This is a genomic window from Vibrio sp. SBT000027 (assembly GCF_963894355.1).
GTDB classification, from domain to species: domain Bacteria; phylum Pseudomonadota; class Gammaproteobacteria; order Enterobacterales; family Vibrionaceae; genus Vibrio; species Vibrio splendidus.
The window spans coordinates 1,918,909-1,936,170 of record NZ_CAWQGD010000004.1 but is presented as its reverse complement, the minus strand read 5'-3'; the positions used below and the strand labels follow the sequence as shown (position 1 = coordinate 1,936,170).

15 protein-coding genes are annotated in these 17,262 nt (G+C 43.5%); 4 read left to right on the top strand and 11 right to left on the bottom strand.

What is annotated here, in order from left to right:
* Positions 1-39: 39 nt before the first annotated feature.
* The 5 genes from AACU28_RS18430 to AACU28_RS18410 all read right to left on the bottom strand — a co-directional run bounded on the left by AACU28_RS18430 (position 40) and on the right by AACU28_RS18410 (position 5,599).
* Positions 40-894, bottom strand: a complete 855-nt coding sequence (locus AACU28_RS18430) for a MurR/RpiR family transcriptional regulator (protein WP_004734686.1) — start codon at positions 892-894, stop codon at positions 40-42.
* A gap of 359 nt (positions 895-1,253) precedes the next feature.
* Positions 1,254-2,897, bottom strand: a complete 1,644-nt coding sequence (gene panP / locus AACU28_RS18425) for a pyridoxal-dependent aspartate 1-decarboxylase PanP (protein WP_121603414.1) — start codon at positions 2,895-2,897, stop codon at positions 1,254-1,256.
* Between the two features lie 119 nt (positions 2,898-3,016).
* Entirely contained in the window at positions 3,017-3,544 is a 528-nt protein-coding gene (locus tag AACU28_RS18420) for a hypothetical protein (protein WP_004734688.1), read from the bottom strand.
* 174 nt (positions 3,545-3,718) lie between these two features.
* The gene (locus AACU28_RS18415) at positions 3,719-4,624 is read right to left on the bottom strand and encodes a lysine exporter LysO family protein (RefSeq protein ID WP_121603413.1); all 906 of its coding nucleotides are present in this window, start codon (positions 4,622-4,624) and stop codon (positions 3,719-3,721) included.
* A gap of 54 nt (positions 4,625-4,678) precedes the next feature.
* Complete coding sequence (locus AACU28_RS18410; protein WP_004734690.1) at positions 4,679-5,599, bottom strand: HDOD domain-containing protein; 921 nt, start codon at positions 5,597-5,599, stop codon at positions 4,679-4,681.
* A gap of 357 nt (positions 5,600-5,956) precedes the next feature.
* Here AACU28_RS18410 and AACU28_RS18405 point away from each other — a divergent pair, with 357 nt between their 5' ends.
* On the top strand, positions 5,957-6,538 hold the full coding sequence (locus tag AACU28_RS18405) for a TfoX/Sxy family DNA transformation protein (protein WP_004734691.1): 582 nt from the start codon (positions 5,957-5,959) through the stop codon (positions 6,536-6,538).
* Positions 6,539-6,699: 161 nt separating this feature from the next.
* On the opposite strand, the gene AACU28_RS18400 is transcribed toward AACU28_RS18405, so the two are convergent.
* The 3 genes from AACU28_RS18400 to AACU28_RS18390 all read right to left on the bottom strand — a co-directional run bounded on the left by AACU28_RS18400 (position 6,700) and on the right by AACU28_RS18390 (position 9,925).
* Positions 6,700-7,242, bottom strand: coding sequence for a hypothetical protein (locus AACU28_RS18400; RefSeq protein WP_004734692.1), 543 nt, complete (start codon positions 7,240-7,242; stop codon positions 6,700-6,702).
* Between the two features lie 249 nt (positions 7,243-7,491).
* Positions 7,492-7,989, bottom strand: a complete 498-nt coding sequence (locus AACU28_RS18395) for a response regulator (RefSeq protein ID WP_121603412.1) — start codon at positions 7,987-7,989, stop codon at positions 7,492-7,494.
* Positions 7,982-9,925, bottom strand: a complete 1,944-nt coding sequence (locus AACU28_RS18390; RefSeq protein ID WP_065608579.1) for an ATP-binding protein — start codon at positions 9,923-9,925, stop codon at positions 7,982-7,984. Before AACU28_RS18390 ends, AACU28_RS18395 begins: the two co-directional genes overlap by 8 nt.
* A 183-nt stretch (positions 9,926-10,108) precedes the next feature.
* On the opposite strand from AACU28_RS18390, the gene AACU28_RS18385 reads away from it, so the two are divergent.
* Both AACU28_RS18385 and serC read left to right on the top strand, forming a co-directional pair.
* Entirely contained in the window at positions 10,109-11,371 is a 1,263-nt protein-coding gene (locus AACU28_RS18385; protein ID WP_121603411.1) for a DUF945 family protein, read from the top strand.
* A 162-nt stretch (positions 11,372-11,533) separates the two neighbouring features.
* Entirely contained in the window at positions 11,534-12,628 is a 1,095-nt protein-coding gene (serC, locus tag AACU28_RS18380; protein WP_029222145.1) for a 3-phosphoserine/phosphohydroxythreonine transaminase, read from the top strand.
* 95 nt (positions 12,629-12,723) lie between these two features.
* Here the strand turns inward: serC and AACU28_RS18375 are convergent, their stop codons facing one another.
* Positions 12,724-13,536, bottom strand: coding sequence for an AraC family transcriptional regulator (locus AACU28_RS18375; protein ID WP_017088743.1), 813 nt, complete (start codon positions 13,534-13,536; stop codon positions 12,724-12,726).
* A 134-nt stretch (positions 13,537-13,670) separates the two neighbouring features.
* Here AACU28_RS18375 and AACU28_RS18370 point away from each other — a divergent pair, with 134 nt between their 5' ends.
* Entirely contained in the window at positions 13,671-14,363 is a 693-nt protein-coding gene (locus tag AACU28_RS18370) for an MOSC domain-containing protein (RefSeq protein WP_121603410.1), read from the top strand.
* A gap of 157 nt (positions 14,364-14,520) precedes the next feature.
* Here the strand turns inward: AACU28_RS18370 and AACU28_RS18365 are convergent, their stop codons facing one another.
* Together AACU28_RS18365 and AACU28_RS18360 are read right to left on the bottom strand one after the other, a co-directional pair.
* Complete coding sequence (locus AACU28_RS18365) at positions 14,521-15,237, bottom strand: 3'-5' exonuclease (protein WP_004734700.1); 717 nt, start codon at positions 15,235-15,237, stop codon at positions 14,521-14,523.
* 5 nt (positions 15,238-15,242) lie between these two features.
* Positions 15,243-17,132 carry a DUF294 nucleotidyltransferase-like domain-containing protein gene (locus AACU28_RS18360; RefSeq protein WP_004734701.1) on the bottom strand — a complete coding sequence of 630 codons (1,890 nt, stop codon included), beginning with the start codon at positions 17,130-17,132 and terminating at the stop codon, positions 15,243-15,245.
* Positions 17,133-17,262: the final 130 nt, after the last annotated feature.

The window sequence follows — 17,262 nt, the reverse complement described above, 5'->3', positions numbered from 1 at the left end:
GTTCTCTGGTCATCTGTTTTCAGGTCATGCCTTAACAGATTAGAACTGAGAATACTTCTCGTAACGTGAATCACGAAGTGACTCTTTCACTCGCTTTAGGTTCTCTCTGAAACCAGAACCACGACGAAGTGTAAAGCCTGTTGCTAGCACATCGATAACCGTCATCTGAACAACGCGACTTGCCATTGGCATGTAAACGTCAGTGTCTTCCGGTACATCCAATGAGATAGACAGCGAGCTCGCTTTATCTAATGGAGAGTCTTTCGCTGTGATAGCGATAACTGTTGCGCCGTTCTCGCGAGCTAAGTTCGCAATCTCAACTTGGCTTTTTGTGCGGCCAGTGTGAGAGATAAGAACAATAACGTCGTTGTCACTGCAGTTAATGCAGCTCATGCGTTGCATCACGATGTCTTCGAAACAAGTGATTGGGATATTGAAACGAATGAACTTGTTTTGAGCATCTTTGGCTACAGCAGAAGAGGCACCCAGTCCGAAGAATGAAATGCGTTTTGCTTGAGTCAGCAGGTCAACCGCACGGTTAACTTGCATCGCGTCTAGACTGTTTTTAGCAACGTCTAAACAAGCCATAGTTGATTCGAAAATCTTATGCGTGTAAGCATCTGGGCCATCATCTTCTTCAACATTACGGTTCACATAAGGTGTACCGTTCGCCAAGCTTTGAGCTAGGTGAAGTTTGAAGTCAGGAAAGCCCTTTGTGTCTAAACGACGACAGAAGCGGTTAACTGTAGGCTCACTCACGTCAGCCATTTTAGCTAAGGTAGCAATGCTAGAATGAATTGCAGTTTGAGGGGAAGCCATGATTACTTCGGCTACCTTACGCTCAGACTTGCTGAAATTTTCCAGGTTTTTTTGTATTTTTTCTAATGTATTCATAGTGTTCACAAGGGTATAGAGAACAACTTGCTAGTTAATATCTTTTACCAGGGGGTATGGCTGAAGCAAATATCAGTAAGCACAAAGCCAAAACTATATTCGGTATTGTAAATACTGATGCATCAAATAGATATCAAGCTAACTAGCACCATAGAGTCAGTATAAACCCAACATACTATTTACTAATACAAAAACACGGCATGAATGCTTAAGAATATGACAAACCTCAACAAAATTTTAGAAAACTACAGAATTGGAAGAGAGTTTGAGCAAAAAGAATGCAAATTGAGTATGAACTGACAGCTTAGTTACATCAAAAAGAAAGAAATTTTCAATTTGATGCAACTAAAATTGAATGACTATGCGTTGATTTGCGTAACCAGTTTGTTGATTTTGCCCATCAAGTTTGGTGCTAGTTTAGAGATTTCACGCTGTTCTTCAAGCACTGAAGAAAGAATATCATTACCTGTCAGTGGATTTGCTAACACTACGCGGAAAACGATGATTGGTTGATGTGCCCATGCTTCGGGATTTAAGCGCGTTCGCGATACGAAAGACTTGCCTGTTTCACGCTGCTTCTTTTGAATAAACTTGGTCAGTTCATTCAGTAGCTCATTCAGTTCAACGCGTTTTATTGCGTCAGCTTTAAGCAGCGCCGCTTTAACTGGCTCAGGCACATAGCGGTAAGTCAGTAGGCACAGCTCAGGCTCTGAAACCAGTTCGAAATCGCTTTGATCTTTAATCAGGTCGGCAAAGTAGCGCGCTTTGTTGATGCTTTGGTCGATTAGCAGTTCGTAGCCAGGTCGGCTGATGATGTGCATCGACGCATAAACAAGCATTGCCATACCGGAACGAGAGCCTTCTAACGTATGACTACCAAGATCTTTCGAACCCTTACGCAATATGTATTGAGCGTGATGTTCGATCGCTGTCATCGCATCTGGCTTCTTAAACAGCACCATACCCGCACCCATAGGGATATAAAGCTGTTTATGTGCGTCAATCGTGACTGAATCTGCTAGCTCGATGCCATCAAGCAGGTGACGATGATTGTTCGACATCAGAGTCGCACCGCCCCAAGCTGCATCTACGTGGAAGTGACAATCCGTTTTGGCACACACCTCAGCAATGTCTCTTAGCGGATCGATATTACCAGTTTCGGTTGTACCAGCCACACCAATGACGGCGAAAGGTTTGATCTTGTTCTGCTTAAGTTGCTCGATCTTGAGTCTTAGATCGTCAGTGCAAATACGGTTGTCGTTATCCGTCTTAACAGATACTAGACCTTCTTGACCAATACCAAGGACATCTGCGGCTTTTTTCAGAGAGTAGTGACCACGTTCAGAAACTAAGATGGCTAGGCCTTCGTAGTCGTAGTGCTTCATGGCTTTAAATAAGCCTTCTTTTTCTACCCCTTTGAACGAACCTTGTGCCTTCAACGCATTGTTGCGCGCAACCCAAAGCGCAGTAATGTTCGCGATGGTACCACCAGAACAAAACGCACCCAAAGAGTGGTTCGCACTGTGCATCCAGCGTGAATAAAACTGATCGTCGTCTTGGTAGATCAAGCGATGTAGCATACCCAAAACTTGACGCTCTAGGGGCGTGAAAGCTTTGGAGGTCTCAATTTTTACTAGATTCTGATTCAACGCAATCATGATTTTAGAAAGCGGCATCAGAAAGTACGGCAGAGCAGACGTCATGTGGCCAATAAAACTTGGCGAAGACGTATGAACCGAGTGAGACACGAGAGAATCGAGGAGATGCTCAGTATGTTCAGAAACAAACTCAGGCTGCTCAGGGATATGAGCATTTGAAAAATCTTTCTCAATTTCACGCAGCGGCTTTTCTTCAGCCACAATGTGTTCACGTAAGAATTGATTCAGGTTTCGTGAAAGTTTGTCTTCAATTTGAGTGAGTGTTGAATCTGGGCCTTCAGGTACCGTGAAGATACGTAAAAGACTGTCGAAGCTAACATCTGCTGTTTTTTGTTCCGTAACCATAGCAAGCGATTTGTTTTTTTTTATATTGACGCGAGCGGGACAATCTAAACGAAAACGGGAACAATGTCCCGTCTTAATTATGAAATCCAACTTCTCAAAAAAGCATATTAAATGAGGGGTTATTTACACTTAATCGCTTCAAGTTTAGTAATTGACTGGTTGTAGCGTTGCAGTGCCGTATCGATTTGCTTAGGGTGGCTAAGCAATTCTGCAAAGGCTGAACGTAACTCGTAGTTTTGAGCATGAGGCGTTGATTGGCGGTCGTCGAACGTTGTTTTCGCGATTTTACCTAGCTCATCATCACGTGTTGATAGCGTTTTAATGTCGTGTTGCTCTAGTTGTAGCCAACCTTCGACAGGTTGTTCTGTAGCCACTTTGCTAGAGTCATTCACAAGGTAGTAGTTTACTGCAGCACGATTAAGCTCAAAGTGGTGCTTACGACCTTCTAGGAACCACTCACTGACTTCTGTTAGCTCTGGGTATTGCTCAGAGGTCAATGCAGCAAGGTCGGCATACCAATTCAAAGAGGCGTCGATGTACGCATCATATTTTTTTGCTTGGCACTGGTTTGTTTCAGACATTGAATCTGCTGCAAAAGAGAAAGTAGAAGTTGAAGCTAGCAGTAATGCGACGCAAAGGCGTTTCATAGTGGTTCCTTTTGTAAGTTTATTCTTTTTATAACTTTGTCGTTACAGGTTACCGTGATCGTTATTTGTTGAGCAATGACACTTAGTGTCTTTTTATTTCGGTAACTGTATCGGTGTCTTGGGCATAGGTATTCGAGTTGCATTCTAATCTAAAACAAACGCTATTCCTGCGATCTAGTTAGCAAGAGATACAAAGAACAACATCAAAATCGGGACAAGCAAGCTTAGGATAAAGCCACTGACGATAGCGATAGGCACACATCGAACACCGCCTGTTGATTGAATCACAGGTAGAGTGAAGTCCATCGCCGTAGCACCTGCATAGCCTATAGAGGTACACGGATAGCTGCGAATCAGCACTGGAATCAGTACTAGGGCAACTAACTCTCTTAACAGCTCAAGCATGAAAGAAGCGCCGCCATAAACAGGACCAAAGGCGTCACCCATCAAGATACCAGCCAGAGAATACCAACCAAATCCAGAAGACATAGCCAAGGCTTTGAACAGAGGGATATCCAGAATGTAAGCCGCTATAACGCCACCTAGCATTGAGGTAATGATAATCGTGATTGCGATGACCATGCCGTGTTTGTTCAGCAAGATTTGTCGAAGTGTTAAACCGCTATTACGCAGTTGAATGCCAATAAAGAAGAGAAGTACAAACAAAATCCACTCACTGGCGGTATCAACCCAATCAAGACTGATAGGCAATACTAAACCAGCGATAAGGCCTGAACCCACAACTAGGATCAGTTTGGCCGACTCCATCGCCATCGAAGAGAGGGGAAGTTTCTTTTTGCTGCTGTCGGTTTTGAGTGGCAGTAACTTATCAATAGCGGGCAGTGCCATTAGGTTACAAACACTTAAGCAGACAAAGAAAGTGACGGTGTAAAGAAGGATTGTCTGCAGATTACTGCCTAGGTTATCGAGGGCGGCTAAGCTTAGCCCCATTAACGCGAGAATCACGTAGATCAACCGCGATGTCGAGCGGTTGATAAATTCTAGCGTCTGATCGTTCGAAATAGAAAAAAGATACCCCACGACGAGTGGTGCAAATATAAAGATCATCCCTGTAAACATGCTTTCCCCATTGCATTTACTTCATATTACATTTACTTGTCACTTAACAGTGACTTAGAAGCCACTAGTATTGATCACGTCGCTTAGCTTTGCATTAAAATCATGTTTGCTCAAGTTGCTTAATTTATAAAGCACCTCTGCACCTGTCACGTTAAGTTCAACTTCGTGATCATCGATGTTCTCATCCTTGTTTCTGAACATCAGCAGGTGATTAGCGATTCGAGCAATATCCAAGTAAGACACTTCGCGTTCTTCGTGGCTATTAATGGTATTACTGCACACATCAATAAAGTCGCTGTCGAAGCCCCAACGATTAAGCACCAGTTTACTGGTTGCAGAACATTGGCCTTGGAATATTTGTAGGGCGATATCGTGGTCTAGGTAATTGCCATTTTCGAGGTAGAGGTGGTATTCGCTCACTAAACAGAACAAACCAATGTCAGCCAGTAACCCAACAAGCAGTGACTTCTCATGTTCAAGGTAGCGGTATTCGATAGGGGAGAGTTCTTTGAAGCCGTTGGTCACCAGTACCATAGTCGCGCCGAGTTCTTTGGAGACAGAAGCGCTCTGAACCAGTAACTCATTACACTCTTTGCTCAGGTTGACTGAATGCTTGAGTTGTTCAATAGCCTGAGCCGTAACGATATCACGCACTCTTAATATGCCAAGGCGCGACACAGCCGTCATCATATCGACACAAGTAATGTTGCGTCTGTTGAATACGACAGAGTTAGCCACTCGAATGACGACAGCAGTGAGGCCTGGGTCTTCAAGTAAGCATTCGGCAACTTCGGCAATCCCGGTTGATTCGAGAGTACAAAGCTTTTGAATTTTCAGTACAACGTTAGGGATAGGAGGAAGTGTTATTTTTCCCGCTGAAATAGAATGGCCAACAAGTTGGGCAAACTCTGATTCTAGACCCTTTAAGAGAAGAGCCTTATTTTGTGGTAGCCAGAAAAACGATAAATGATTCATAAAAAAAGTAACAACATGTATGTTCTGCCATTTTACAAGCCGCGATGCTGTGAAGCAATACTCATCCGACGACATAACCTTGAATAATTTGAACGGGTGTATCACTGGGTGTCGAAATTTAAGCATTGTTTGATAGTTTACTGTGATATCAATCATGAAAAATCATAATACTCAATTGATTGATGTGAACTAAGCCCAGACTTATTTTTCTTTTCGAAGTATCATTTATTTAAAGGTGGAAAACGAAATCATAATATTCACCTAAAGAATAAAAAATAGATTAAAAATTTTTCGCATAAAAAGCTGCTTGTCTGGTAATGAACCTAATCGGGGTAATTTGATTAAGGATCAACGGATATGACCGAGACAGCATTTATTAATTACGTGAATCAATTTGGTGAGCATCAAAAACGTTCTATGTTTGGAGGTATCGGCCTCTTTCAAAATGACGCTATGTTCGCTTTATTGAGTGAAGGTTGTTTATTCATCAGAGGTGGAAAGTCATTAGATAAAAAACTGACGGATCTTGACTGTGAAAAGTATCGTCATGTAAAAAAACAGACAACAGCTACCGTAAATTATTACGATATTACTGACCTGTTTACCTGCGAACATCCTGAATTGGATAGTATTATTCGTACTTCAATCGATAATTCAATTCAGCAACGTAGCTTTAAGAAATCATCCGCTAGCCGTCGATTGAGAGATCTTCCAAACATGCAACTTACGTTAGAGCGCATGGTTAAAAAGGCGGGTGTGGACGATGTTTCAATGTTTATGCAGTTGGGCGCGCCTGAAGTGTTTAATAAGGTTCGCAAAGCGTACGGAAACGATGTTGACCTAAAACTACTTTGGAAATTTGCGGGTGCAATTGATGGTATTCACTGGAAACTATTACAAGAGCCACGCAAGCAGCAATTATTAAAGGGCTGCCACTAAAGAAGTTTGCCTTATATGCTTAAGATTATTACTAATAAATAAAAACCGAGGAATGTCCTCGGTTTTTTTGTTTCTGTCTTAGCCGGATTTCTTAAAAGACTAAGTATCAAAAGGCTAAGTGCTCATGGAGAGCTTATTTGCTAGGGCTTGAGCGTTAAGTATTAGTACTTGAAACGAGCCGTGAACATTAGCTGGTCACCGTAGAAGTCGTTAATACGAGCTTCAGCACCTAAAGAGAAAAGCTCTGTAGAGTGGAAACGCGCGTAAACAGAACCCGTCCAATCATCGTTGTCATCGATAGAAACGTAACCACCTTTACCACCAACTTCTAGTTGTGGACCAAGCCATTGGCGAACACCAACGTTGATTTCCATACCGATATCAGTAGAGCTTGAGTTTTCAGGCTGAACGATACGAGCTAGCATTTCACCTGTTAGGTCTGCCCAGTTGTTTAATGGAGCGTGGAAACCAAGACCTACAGCTGAGTCGTAATCGCCTTCAAATTCTGAATCGATACGTGCTATAGCGTGAGCATTCGGGTGAATTGACTTACTGAACGCGCCACCAAATGTTACTGGGCTAGCACCGATACGTGCTTCAAAGTAATCGTAGTTAAAGTTGCTCATTACTTGTGGTTGTTCATCAACAGCTAGTGCTTGGCTAGAAGCCAATAGCATAGCGGTAGTAAGTAGAATTTTGCGCATAACGACCATAAACCTTTATTTAGTGTTAATTCCTTTGGCTTGAGAAAAATCAGGCAAACCATAAACATTGAGACAGTTTAATCTAACTCGTGGAAAAGTAATCCATAAAAATGCCAATCCTTTGCCATTTAGCTAAAAAATATACAATTTAGGCGCTGCTCTGCAACTGAGATCTCATGTTTATGGGACTATTCACCAAAATCTAAGTTCGATTCACCAAAACTTAAGGTCGATTTACAATGCATTAGCTTATTCACCAAAGCTTGTTCGCTTGTTTGCCATTGACGTGAGGATGCGCTCGGTATCTAAAATGGAAGTCCAGTTTAGCAATTGCTTGTCGTTTGCAATCACATAGTCGGTCAGTTGTTGAGTAATTGTGTCTCTGAGCTGATCACCTTGCCAAGGCTTAGAAATATAGAAATCAAGCGCTGCGTTATTAATCGCGGTAACCGTATCTTCCAGGCCAGCTTGCCCTGTGAGCAGTAGTTTGCGTGTCGGCTTAGTGTGATCGTTCTGATTGAGTTCTATGAGAAAGTCGATACCGGTTTTGTCAGGCATGATGTGGTCGCACAAGATTAACGCGAGCTTTATACCATCTTGTCCCATTTCTTTGATTACTTGCTTGGCTTCATCGACAGACTCAGCACCTTCAACCAGAAAGTTCTCTTCAAATATCGCCAAGTCCTGAAGGACACTGTTAAGAACTTCAGGCTCATCATCGACACATAAAATTAGGTACTTATTCATGAGGTGCTCCTTCTTGTTTGAATGGAAGCCACACTTGCATGTGTGTATGGCTGCCTACCTCAGACTTCACCAAAATAAACCCTTGATGAGCCGAAACGATTTGTTGAGAAATAGATAAACCAATTCCTAAACCAAAGTTACCTTCTTTTTTGGTCGTGAAATTTGGGTTGAAAATGGTGCTGATGTCTTCTTTCGCAATGCCATGGCCGGTGTCGGAAATTTCCACTACTAGAAACGTGTCGTCACCTTGCGTCTGTTGAGAGGTAGTGATTGACACTTTTCCTCGTTCAGAAAGGGCATCGAGTGCGTTAGAGATCAGGTTCGTCCATACTTGTTGTAGCGAGAGCGACTGGCACAATAAAGGCGGTAATTCGGTGTCGTAATGTTTTTCGAGTTGGTGATGTTTGAGTCTGTTTTCAAAGATCACTAAGGTATCTTCAAGCCCTTCGTGAATGTCTGCGTAGTGGCGAACCTCTTCATCTTCTCGGGCATAGCTTTTTAGGCTTTTAACCATATCGGCAATACGCTTGCTGCATACTTGAATTGAGCGGATAGAGTTTCCAACATAGTGGTAATGCTCTAAGTCATTGAGCAGCTCTTTGCCTGCGACAGGTGAGTCTTTCAAGGTGTCTAGAACCGCCGAGTCTTGGCTTAGGTTTAGTCTCACAGCTTTTTTGGCTAGCGCACGATCATCGATAGTCGACGTAAGATGCTTTACGAGTTGTCTTTCTTGAGCCGTTGATAGTGGCTTGGCTAACTTTGAATGCGCCAGCACGTCAGTCCCTTTATTCGATTCTGGGAATGACGAGTTTTCGAGTATCTGGTCGAGATGTTCAGACAAGGTTTCAATACTTCGTAAGATCGCGGCAATAGGGTTGTTCAACTCATGAGCAACGCCCGCGACAAGTTGCCCAAGCATCGCCATCTTCTCTTTCTCGATCAATTGTTGATGTGCAGACTCTAGTGACTCCAACGTTTGTTGCAGCTTGATTTTATTAGTGATACTTCTTTGCAAGCGGCGGTTAAAGTGACGGAGCAATAGATTGGTGAATAACGGCAGCAGGGTATTGTTTGAGTGCATTACCTGAGCAAAGCTATCTTTATCCAGCTTGATGACTCGTGTTTGCGTTAGGGTTATCGCGGTTGAGAATGAAGGTTCACCCGTCACAAATGACATCCCGCCGACAATGTTGCCCTTAGAGTGTCGTACCACTTCCCGCTGTTGCCCCAACTCATCTTTTTTATAGAGAGCGGCTTCACCCTCAATGATCAGCCATAAAAAGCGATTGTCTTCACCTTCTACAGTGAGGAGATGTTCGGGTGAGTAGTCTCGAATGGCCTTGGTTTTGTCATCTTTTGAAAACACATCTTGTAATGCACTGACGACACGCTCTGCAAGGGCATTGTCAGAAAGCTGGTGGTAGTCGTGAATGAACCCCGATTGAAAAGAATGAATCTTTTGCTCGATGTGTGCTCTGAATAAGCGCTGTTGATCCAACGCATCACTGTAAGATAACAGGTTTTCTGAGTCGTATTGGATAACAAAAGAGGTCAGCTCTTTTTGCGCCGATTTGAATAGAACTTGATCTTGAACGGGTTTGGTTAGGCAGTGATTGAGCCGGCCTTCATTCACCGCGGTCAGAATGGATTGAATGTCTGACGAAGCGCTGACTAATATCGTTCTTGCGGTATTACTATGGGGCAGCTGTTCCAGTTCAATAAGAAATTGCACACCATTAAATCCAGAATGATGATGAGTGATCACTAAAGCAACGGTTTGGTGGTGATCATGGATATCTTCTAATGCGTGATGCGCGTCTTCTATGTTCTCGGCAGTATAAATATCGAATACAGATGCTAACGGAGCCAGCTCCGAACGTATTCTTTCAATGCTAACCGGATTATTGTCCAAACAGATAACAGCGTATTGATTCACAGCTCAACCTTAATAGTAGCGACGTCTCTAGCCTAGCAAGAACCGCTCAATAAGGATGAGAGCTAGCCGTTAATTTATTGAGGCAATCGAAGTATCGAGCAATAGACTGATTTAACTCAATGTTTCTTGTTTGCTACTGATGGGTTAGACTAAAAAAAACAGACTAGTGTAGAAAGAGAACTCATGGAACAGTTAAGAAAAATTGGTGCAATTGGCGGAGCAATCTCATTGGCACTTTGTTGGCCATTAGCGGTTGGGCAAATTGGACAAAATGCGATTACTGATGGCGTTGCAAAGCTTAACAATTCAAGCATTCAAGCTGAGATCGTGGAATACGATAGAGGTTATCTTTCTTCTACTGTAATCACTCGCGTAACTGTGACGGATGAGAGCTTGAAAGAGCAGCTTGCGCTCGATGGCTTACCGAGTGAGTTTGTCATTAATAGTGCGGTGAGCCATGGCTTAGTGAGCTTAAACGCGCTGTCGACGTTTGAGAACACTGACATTCTGCCTCTTACTCTGACTACCAGCACTGAGCTAAACGGCAACACGGATTTCAACTTCGAGTTAAGCCAGTTCAATCACCAAGGCTCAGAAGAAAATGGTACCTCGGTATCTATCACGAAGTCGAATCTGTCTGGCCATGCCACTGTATTAGGGCAGGTTGATTACCAGCTTTCTATCCCATCGGTTCAAATTGATTTTGAAACGGGTGAAGAGGTCACACTCTCTAACCTAAAAGGCATTGGCTCAGGCCAGCAAGCGAAAGGTTACTGGTTAGGCACGCAGAATTTTACTATTGATAGCTTCTTGATTTCAGATTCTGCAATGCAGCCTTTCATGACCATCGAAAACTCTAAGTACGATTTTGAATCGCATCTAGATGAAGCGACTAAGCGCTTGAGCAGCAGTCTTAAGTTGGATATCGCCAACATTGAGACCAACGAAGGCCAGTTGAACAATCTAAACGTCGATTTTGAAATGTCGAAACTGGACAGCCAGTCGTTTGAGAAAATCTTTGAAATCTACCAGGCGAATCCTGTTCTGACACAAGAAGATGTGGCTGAGATTATTCCGTTCATCGACGTACTGTTTGCTAAAGGCTTCGACCTTTCAATGAACAATATGTCGTTAGAATTAGGCAAGGGTCAGTTTGAATCTAAATGGTTGGTGAGCGTACCGGAAGGCACAGAAAACATCAGCAGTAACCCTTCAATGATTGTCCCTGCATTAACAGGTAATGTTCAATCTAGCTTCTCAAATGAGCTTGTTGAAGAATACCCTTTTATCCGTGAAGGTATCGACGAATTGATCGTGATGGAAATGATCAAGCAAACAGAAAGTGGTTATGAAATCACGGCTGACCTAGAAAATGGAAATCTAGTGTTTGAAAATGGACAAGAAATTCCATTAATTGCACTGCTTATGCCGGCTTTTGTTCAATAAAAAGAGTCGGGCTTAATACTGATAGGGCGATCTAACGGGTTAAGTTAAACATTTTGTACGGTACGAAACAAAAGAGGTCTTAAGACCTCTTTTGTTGTTTTTATGTTGGGTAAAACATGGTATTACTTGCATAGTTATTATTTAGCAGGAGCAATTATCCCCATGGAACTTACATTAGATAACGTATTCAACTTTAGTGCTGGCCCAGCGGCACTGCCTAAACCGGTAATGAAACAAGCGCAAGCAGACTTCATTGATTGGAATGGTTTAGGCACTTCCGTTATGGAAATCAGCCATCGCAGCAAAGAATTTATTCAAGTTGCCGATGAGTCTGAGCAAGACCTACGTGATCTTCTGAACATCCCAGACAACTATAAAGTTCTTTTCTGTCAGGGGGGCGCTCGTGCTCAATTCGCTGCTGTTCCTCTAAACCTTCTAGGTGACGCGACGAAAGCAACTTACATTGATGCGGGTTACTGGGCAGAAAGCGCAGTGACTGAAGCGAGCAAATATTGCGAAATCGATGTATTTAACGCGAAGACATCTATTGATGGCAAAGCGGCGGTTGTTCCGGCTAAAGATTGGAAAATCGACCCAGAAGCGGCGTACGTACATTTCTGTCCAAACGAAACCATCGATGGCATTGAAATCAGTGAGCTTCCTCAAACGGATAAGCCAATCGTCGCGGATATGTCATCTAACATTCTGTCTCGTAAGATCGATGTGTCTCAGTATGGTGTTATCTACGCGGGTGCTCAAAAGAATATCGGCCCAGCTGGTATCTGCATTGCTATCGTACGTGATGATCTACTAGAACTAGCAAACGAAGTATTGCCGAGCATTCTTAACTACAAAGTACTTGCTGAAAAAGACTCAATGTTCAACACACCACCAACCTACGCTTGGTACCTATCAGGCCTTGTATTCAAGTGGCTGAAAGCTCAAGGTGGCGTTGAAGCTATGGAGTTGGTGAACAAAGAGAAAGCGGCGTTGCTTTATAATGCGATTGATAGCTCTGCTTTTTACAAAAACGATGTTCACACCGCAAACCGTTCAAGAATGAACGTACCTTTCCAATTGGCGAAACCAGAACTAGACGCAAAGTTTTTAGAGTTAGCTGATGCTGCGGGTCTGAAATCGCTAAAAGGTCACAGAGCGGTAGGCGGAATGAGAGCTTCACTTTACAACGCGATGTCTTTGGAAGGCGTGCAAGTATTAGTCAGCTTCATGAAAGACTTCGAAGAGAAATACGCTTAATTCAATAGGCAAACTTCGATATTATCCAATAAAAAGAGGAGCCTGGGGCTCCTCTTTTTTTATCTCTACAGATGCTAAAAACATAGAGGCTGAAATCATCTTCTTCGACCATTTAAGCGAAACTGCTGCGGGGTGACATTGAAGGAAGCCTTGAATGCTTTGATGTAGGACGAGTCGTTTTGATAACCGATTTGGTCGGCAATGCTTTGGATTGAGAACTCTTCATCGAGCAAAGACAACGAGTAAATCAGGCGGATTTGTTGTCGCCATAACTGAAATGACGTATTGAATTCTTTTGAGAATAAGCGCGATAAGGTTCGCTCTGATGCGCCGACTTTATCTCCCCATTCCTTCAACGACAAATCCAACGTTGGTGCCTCTGTCAGCGCTTCAAATATAAGCTTCAAGCGCCTGTCTTCGGGTAGCAACAATTGAAAAGTTTGAATGTTGTCTTTCAAGATCTGATCGTGCAATACCGAAAGCAATCGCGATACCTCTTCATCACCCGCAAATCCTTCGCACTGTCTGCGAATTTCCTGCAAGAGCTCATTTAAAAACGGCGTGAGGGTAATGGTTCGTACTTGAGGCTTATATTCATTTCCAAATGTAGGATTAAGGTAGATGCCGACAAATGTTGTATGGCTCAATGCGATAGATTCGTGTTGAATACCTGCAGGCACAAACAAAGCAGAAGTATGGGGCACAAGATGCTGGTAGTGCTCGGTTTTCGTTTGCAATAGGCCTTTGAGTGGGAAGATCACTTGATGCCACGTATGTTGGTGCATTGCATCGACGTAGCCCTTGGGCATATCGATGGTCTTCACTAACGCTGGTGAATTAGGATTGGCGACCATCATCTCATTTGAGGTGATGATTCCGGAGTGTGAATCTATTTGGCGGGTTGGCATGGTTAACTGGCTTTATGTCCCTATTCTGACGTTGGTTTGTTAGGTTATCATGCTTGGCGTAGTGAATGAAATCGAGTTATCGTGTCGTTTGTCTCACGTAGTTCAGAAAATAAGTTTAGGTAAAAGGGAAAGATATGAAGAAGTTAGGCGTAGTAAATAGCGTATTGGTTGGTAAAACTGTTGCCTTTGCACACGGTGCAAATAGTGCCATCAACAAGCAGATTTCACCTGAGCGTCAGCATGCCACAGAACTTGGTTTTACCACTGATGAACAAGGCGACCCTCGCTTTCACGGTGGTATTCAAAAAGCCCTTCATATCTACCCAAGCGAGCACTACCCAGTTTGGCAGGAAGAGTTAGGTGACAAAATCATCTTTCAATCTGCAGGCGCATTTGGCGAGAACCTAAGCTCAAGCGGCATCACGGAGCACTCCATTTGCTTGAAAGATAAGATTCGTATTGGTTCAACATTGTTGGAAGTCTCGCAAGGGCGTATGCCGTGCTGGAAGCTGAACGTGAGATTCGATCAAAATGATATGGCAAGAAGGCTGCAAGATACGCTAAGAACTGGCTGGTATTTCCGTGTATTGGAAGAGGGTGATATCGGTGCTGGAGATGAGATCATTCTATGTGAAAGACCTTATCCAGAATGGCCGTTAACTCGCATCATGGGGGCGGTGTTCACAGGTTGTTTGAATAAACAAGAGCTCAAAGAATTGGCGGAGCTACCTTTAGTCGAATCTTGGGGAGCACTTATAGAGCGTCGCCTTGAAACTGGCAAAGTCGAAGATTGGGAAATGCGATTAGTTGGTCCGACAGCGGAGTAAGCTTTTCCTAATACGCAAAAAAACGCTCACTATTTCGATAATGTGAGCGTTATGAGTATTAAGGTGTAAAACGGCTAATGGCTAATGGCTAATGGCTAATGGCTAACGGTTAATGCCTAATCGCTTCACGTACGATTTAAACAGTATTTAAATCTAGCTATAACCAGAAATCTTTAACCGGCATGTCAGGGCTAAAATGATGTGCAATCTGCGCTTGTAGTAACTCTGCGGTCGCAATTGCATCCGTTAATGCATGATGCGGCGTGTAGTCCGGCAAATGGTATCGACGGCGACTTTGACCAAGCCTTACTGATGCTGGTTTCTTGCCTTTGAGCTTATTCCATAAGCCGCCAGCCAGTTTGTTCTGGATTTGAGATTCAATCTCGAGTGTGTCGAGGACTGGAAATTCGATCCCTTCACCTAATCTCACTTTCAGTGCGTTATCCAAGAAGTCACGCTCGATACGACGATAGTGAACCACTGGGATGTGACCCGCCAGCGATTCTAATATCTCATCTAACACCTCGCTAAGGTCTGGCGCGTCAATAATGTCGTTGTGAGTGATGCCATGAATAACCACAGAGTCTTCTTCTAATTTCTGCTTTGGTCTCAGTGTCCAGTGTTTGGCTTGTCGTAAGTAAATACGATTTAGCGTAAACGGGACCAGGCCAATGGTAATGATGCCATCTTTGTTTGGGTTTAAACCCGTAGTCTCAAAGTCGACAGCTAAGAAGGTTACTTCTGATAATGGCGTATCAGGCGCAGGAAGAGGTTGGCTATAAAATTGCTTTAAGCGTTCGTCTCTCGCTCGTTCCAGCTTTTGAGCAAACTTAAATGGCCAATCGACCGCAGGTGATCTGAATAGTTTGTTCATAGGCCCTACTTAAACTTATTGCTGGCTTGATAACGGAACTTAAGGAAGTTCTGCGCATTGCTTAATATTTGGAATGCGTCCTTTAGGTTACGTCGCTCGAAGTCAGATAGGTTCTCTGGCTCAATGTTGTTATCCGGTTCTATGTTGTTGTCGACATCGTGTGCTTGGTGGCGAATACGAACTAAGGAGATAAACTCCATCGCATCTTTCAAATCTTGAGCTCGGCCTTTTGGTAGAATACCTGCGTCGATAATGTCATCTAAACGTTCGAATGAGTTCTTAGAACGAGAGGCTACCGCCAACGAGTGAACACGAATTAGATCGGCCAGTGGCGCAGTACCACGACGTTTAAGGTTGATTGAGTTGTTGTGACGGCCATCTTTCTCCATCACGAAATCTTTGAAGAATCCGAGTGGCGGTGTGCGGTTAAGCGCATTACGAGCAAGACATGCTAAGAAACGGTTGTTCTTACGTGCACGGCGAACAATAAAGCTGTTCAGTTGTTCCGCCCATTTCAAGCGGCCGTAGACGCCGTCTAAATCAAAGAAGATAGAAGCGTTCAACAGCGCTTTCGGGTTTGGATCATCAATCCAATCGGCAAAGCACTCTTCCCATTGGCGACGAGTCATACGCCACGTTGGGTTGGTGGCCATGATGTCACCGGTACAGTACACATAGCCACACTGATCTAAGCCATCACAAATGAAGGTCGATAGCTCTTCAAAGTATTTACCGTGTTTTTTCTCGTCGTAGGTGTCATCAAGAATAATGGCGTTATCTTGGTCAGTGACGAGCAATTGCTCATCACGACCCATCGAGCCGAGTGCAAGGAAACAATAAGGAATGGGCGCTTTACCTAATTTCTCTTCGCCTAGCTCGATAATACGTTGCTTAAAGCTACGGCCGATTACCGACATTGCGGTACCCACCATGTGTGCGTTGGCATCTTCGTTAACCAAGCGCACAAAGCTGTCTTTTACTTGTTCAGAAAGTACTTTGAGATCTTCAATGCTTTGTTGTTGGAAGATGCTGCTTACCAATAACAGCGAGTTTTGAGACTCGTAGCGAACAATATCGGTCGCTTCGATAATACCGATAGGTTTCTTATCTTTAAGCACTGGCAAGTGGTGTACGTTGTAGCGAAGCATGGTCATCATTGCTTCATATACATAGGCATTGTGGTCGAGTGAGATAACCTCTGGTGTCATCACACTGGATACTTCATCCGACGGGTCAAGGCCTTCGGCTAGAACGCGAGTACATAAGTCTCGGTCGGTAATGATGCCGATAACAGGTGTTGAATCGTCTTCATCATCTTCAACAATATCAGGGTCGATGATCAGTAGAGAAGAGACATTGTCTTCTGCCATCATGGTTGCTGCTTGTTGGATGGTGCGCGTTTTCTCGATCATCGGCGCTTCGCTGGTCAATAGCGTTTTGACCTTAGATGTCGACAAATCGTTGGCGTCGTTGCTGTCTGAGTTTGCTTGGCGAAGTCGCGCGTTATCTTCCACCTCGACAAAGTCGGCGAATGAATCATAGTTGTCGTAGAGCTCTTGGAAAATCGGCTCAGGGATGCAGTAGAGAAGGGTATCTTCGGTCGCTTTAACTGGGAAGCGAACTTTGTTGTTGGTCAGCAACCCCATTTGTCCAAACACATGCCCTTCATCAAGGCGATTATAGAGTTCGCCCTTACGACGATAGACTTCAACTTCGCCACTTCGAACGATGTAGAGATCATGAATTTGATCACCAAAGTGAATGATAGGGGTATCTTGGCGGTAATAAGAAATTTCTACACTACTGGTCACTTTCACCAATATCTCTTCAGGAAGTTCAGAGAAAGGGGGGTATTGTGCCAGAAAGTTTTGAATCTCTAATAACTCAGCATCCATAATGATCATCCATTGGTTTGTATGATTTCATGGTACAACATTTGATAATAATTTTCCGGCACAAATCAATCTGTGAGCTAAAACCTTTTTAAAGTCTTATGGATAGACTAATCTTTCAGTTAATGGAGTG

Excerpts from the sequence above, each read along its gene's own strand:
- AACU28_RS18430 (WP_004734686.1), bottom strand. The coding sequence starts at position 894 with ATGAATACATTAGAAAAAATACAAAAAAACCTGGAAAATTTCAGCAAG.
- panP (WP_121603414.1), bottom strand. The coding sequence starts at position 2,897 with ATGGTTACGGAACAAAAAACAGCAGATGTTAGCTTCGACAGTCTTTTA.
- AACU28_RS18420 (WP_004734688.1), bottom strand. The coding sequence starts at position 3,544 with ATGAAACGCCTTTGCGTCGCATTACTGCTAGCTTCAACTTCTACTTTC.
- AACU28_RS18415 (WP_121603413.1), bottom strand. The coding sequence starts at position 4,624 with ATGTTTACAGGGATGATCTTTATATTTGCACCACTCGTCGTGGGGTAT.
- AACU28_RS18410 (WP_004734690.1), bottom strand. The coding sequence starts at position 5,599 with ATGAATCATTTATCGTTTTTCTGGCTACCACAAAATAAGGCTCTTCTC.
- AACU28_RS18405 (WP_004734691.1), top strand. The coding sequence starts at position 5,957 with ATGACCGAGACAGCATTTATTAATTACGTGAATCAATTTGGTGAGCAT.
- AACU28_RS18400 (WP_004734692.1), bottom strand. The coding sequence starts at position 7,242 with ATGCGCAAAATTCTACTTACTACCGCTATGCTATTGGCTTCTAGCCAA.
- AACU28_RS18395 (WP_121603412.1), bottom strand. The coding sequence starts at position 7,989 with ATGAATAAGTACCTAATTTTATGTGTCGATGATGAGCCTGAAGTTCTT.
- AACU28_RS18385 (WP_121603411.1), top strand. The coding sequence starts at position 10,109 with ATGGAACAGTTAAGAAAAATTGGTGCAATTGGCGGAGCAATCTCATTG.
- serC (WP_029222145.1), top strand. The coding sequence starts at position 11,534 with ATGGAACTTACATTAGATAACGTATTCAACTTTAGTGCTGGCCCAGCG.
- AACU28_RS18375 (WP_017088743.1), bottom strand. The coding sequence starts at position 13,536 with ATGCCAACCCGCCAAATAGATTCACACTCCGGAATCATCACCTCAAAT.
- AACU28_RS18370 (WP_121603410.1), top strand. The coding sequence starts at position 13,671 with ATGAAGAAGTTAGGCGTAGTAAATAGCGTATTGGTTGGTAAAACTGTT.
- AACU28_RS18365 (WP_004734700.1), bottom strand. The coding sequence starts at position 15,237 with ATGAACAAACTATTCAGATCACCTGCGGTCGATTGGCCATTTAAGTTT.
- AACU28_RS18360 (WP_004734701.1), bottom strand. The coding sequence starts at position 17,132 with ATGGATGCTGAGTTATTAGAGATTCAAAACTTTCTGGCACAATACCCC.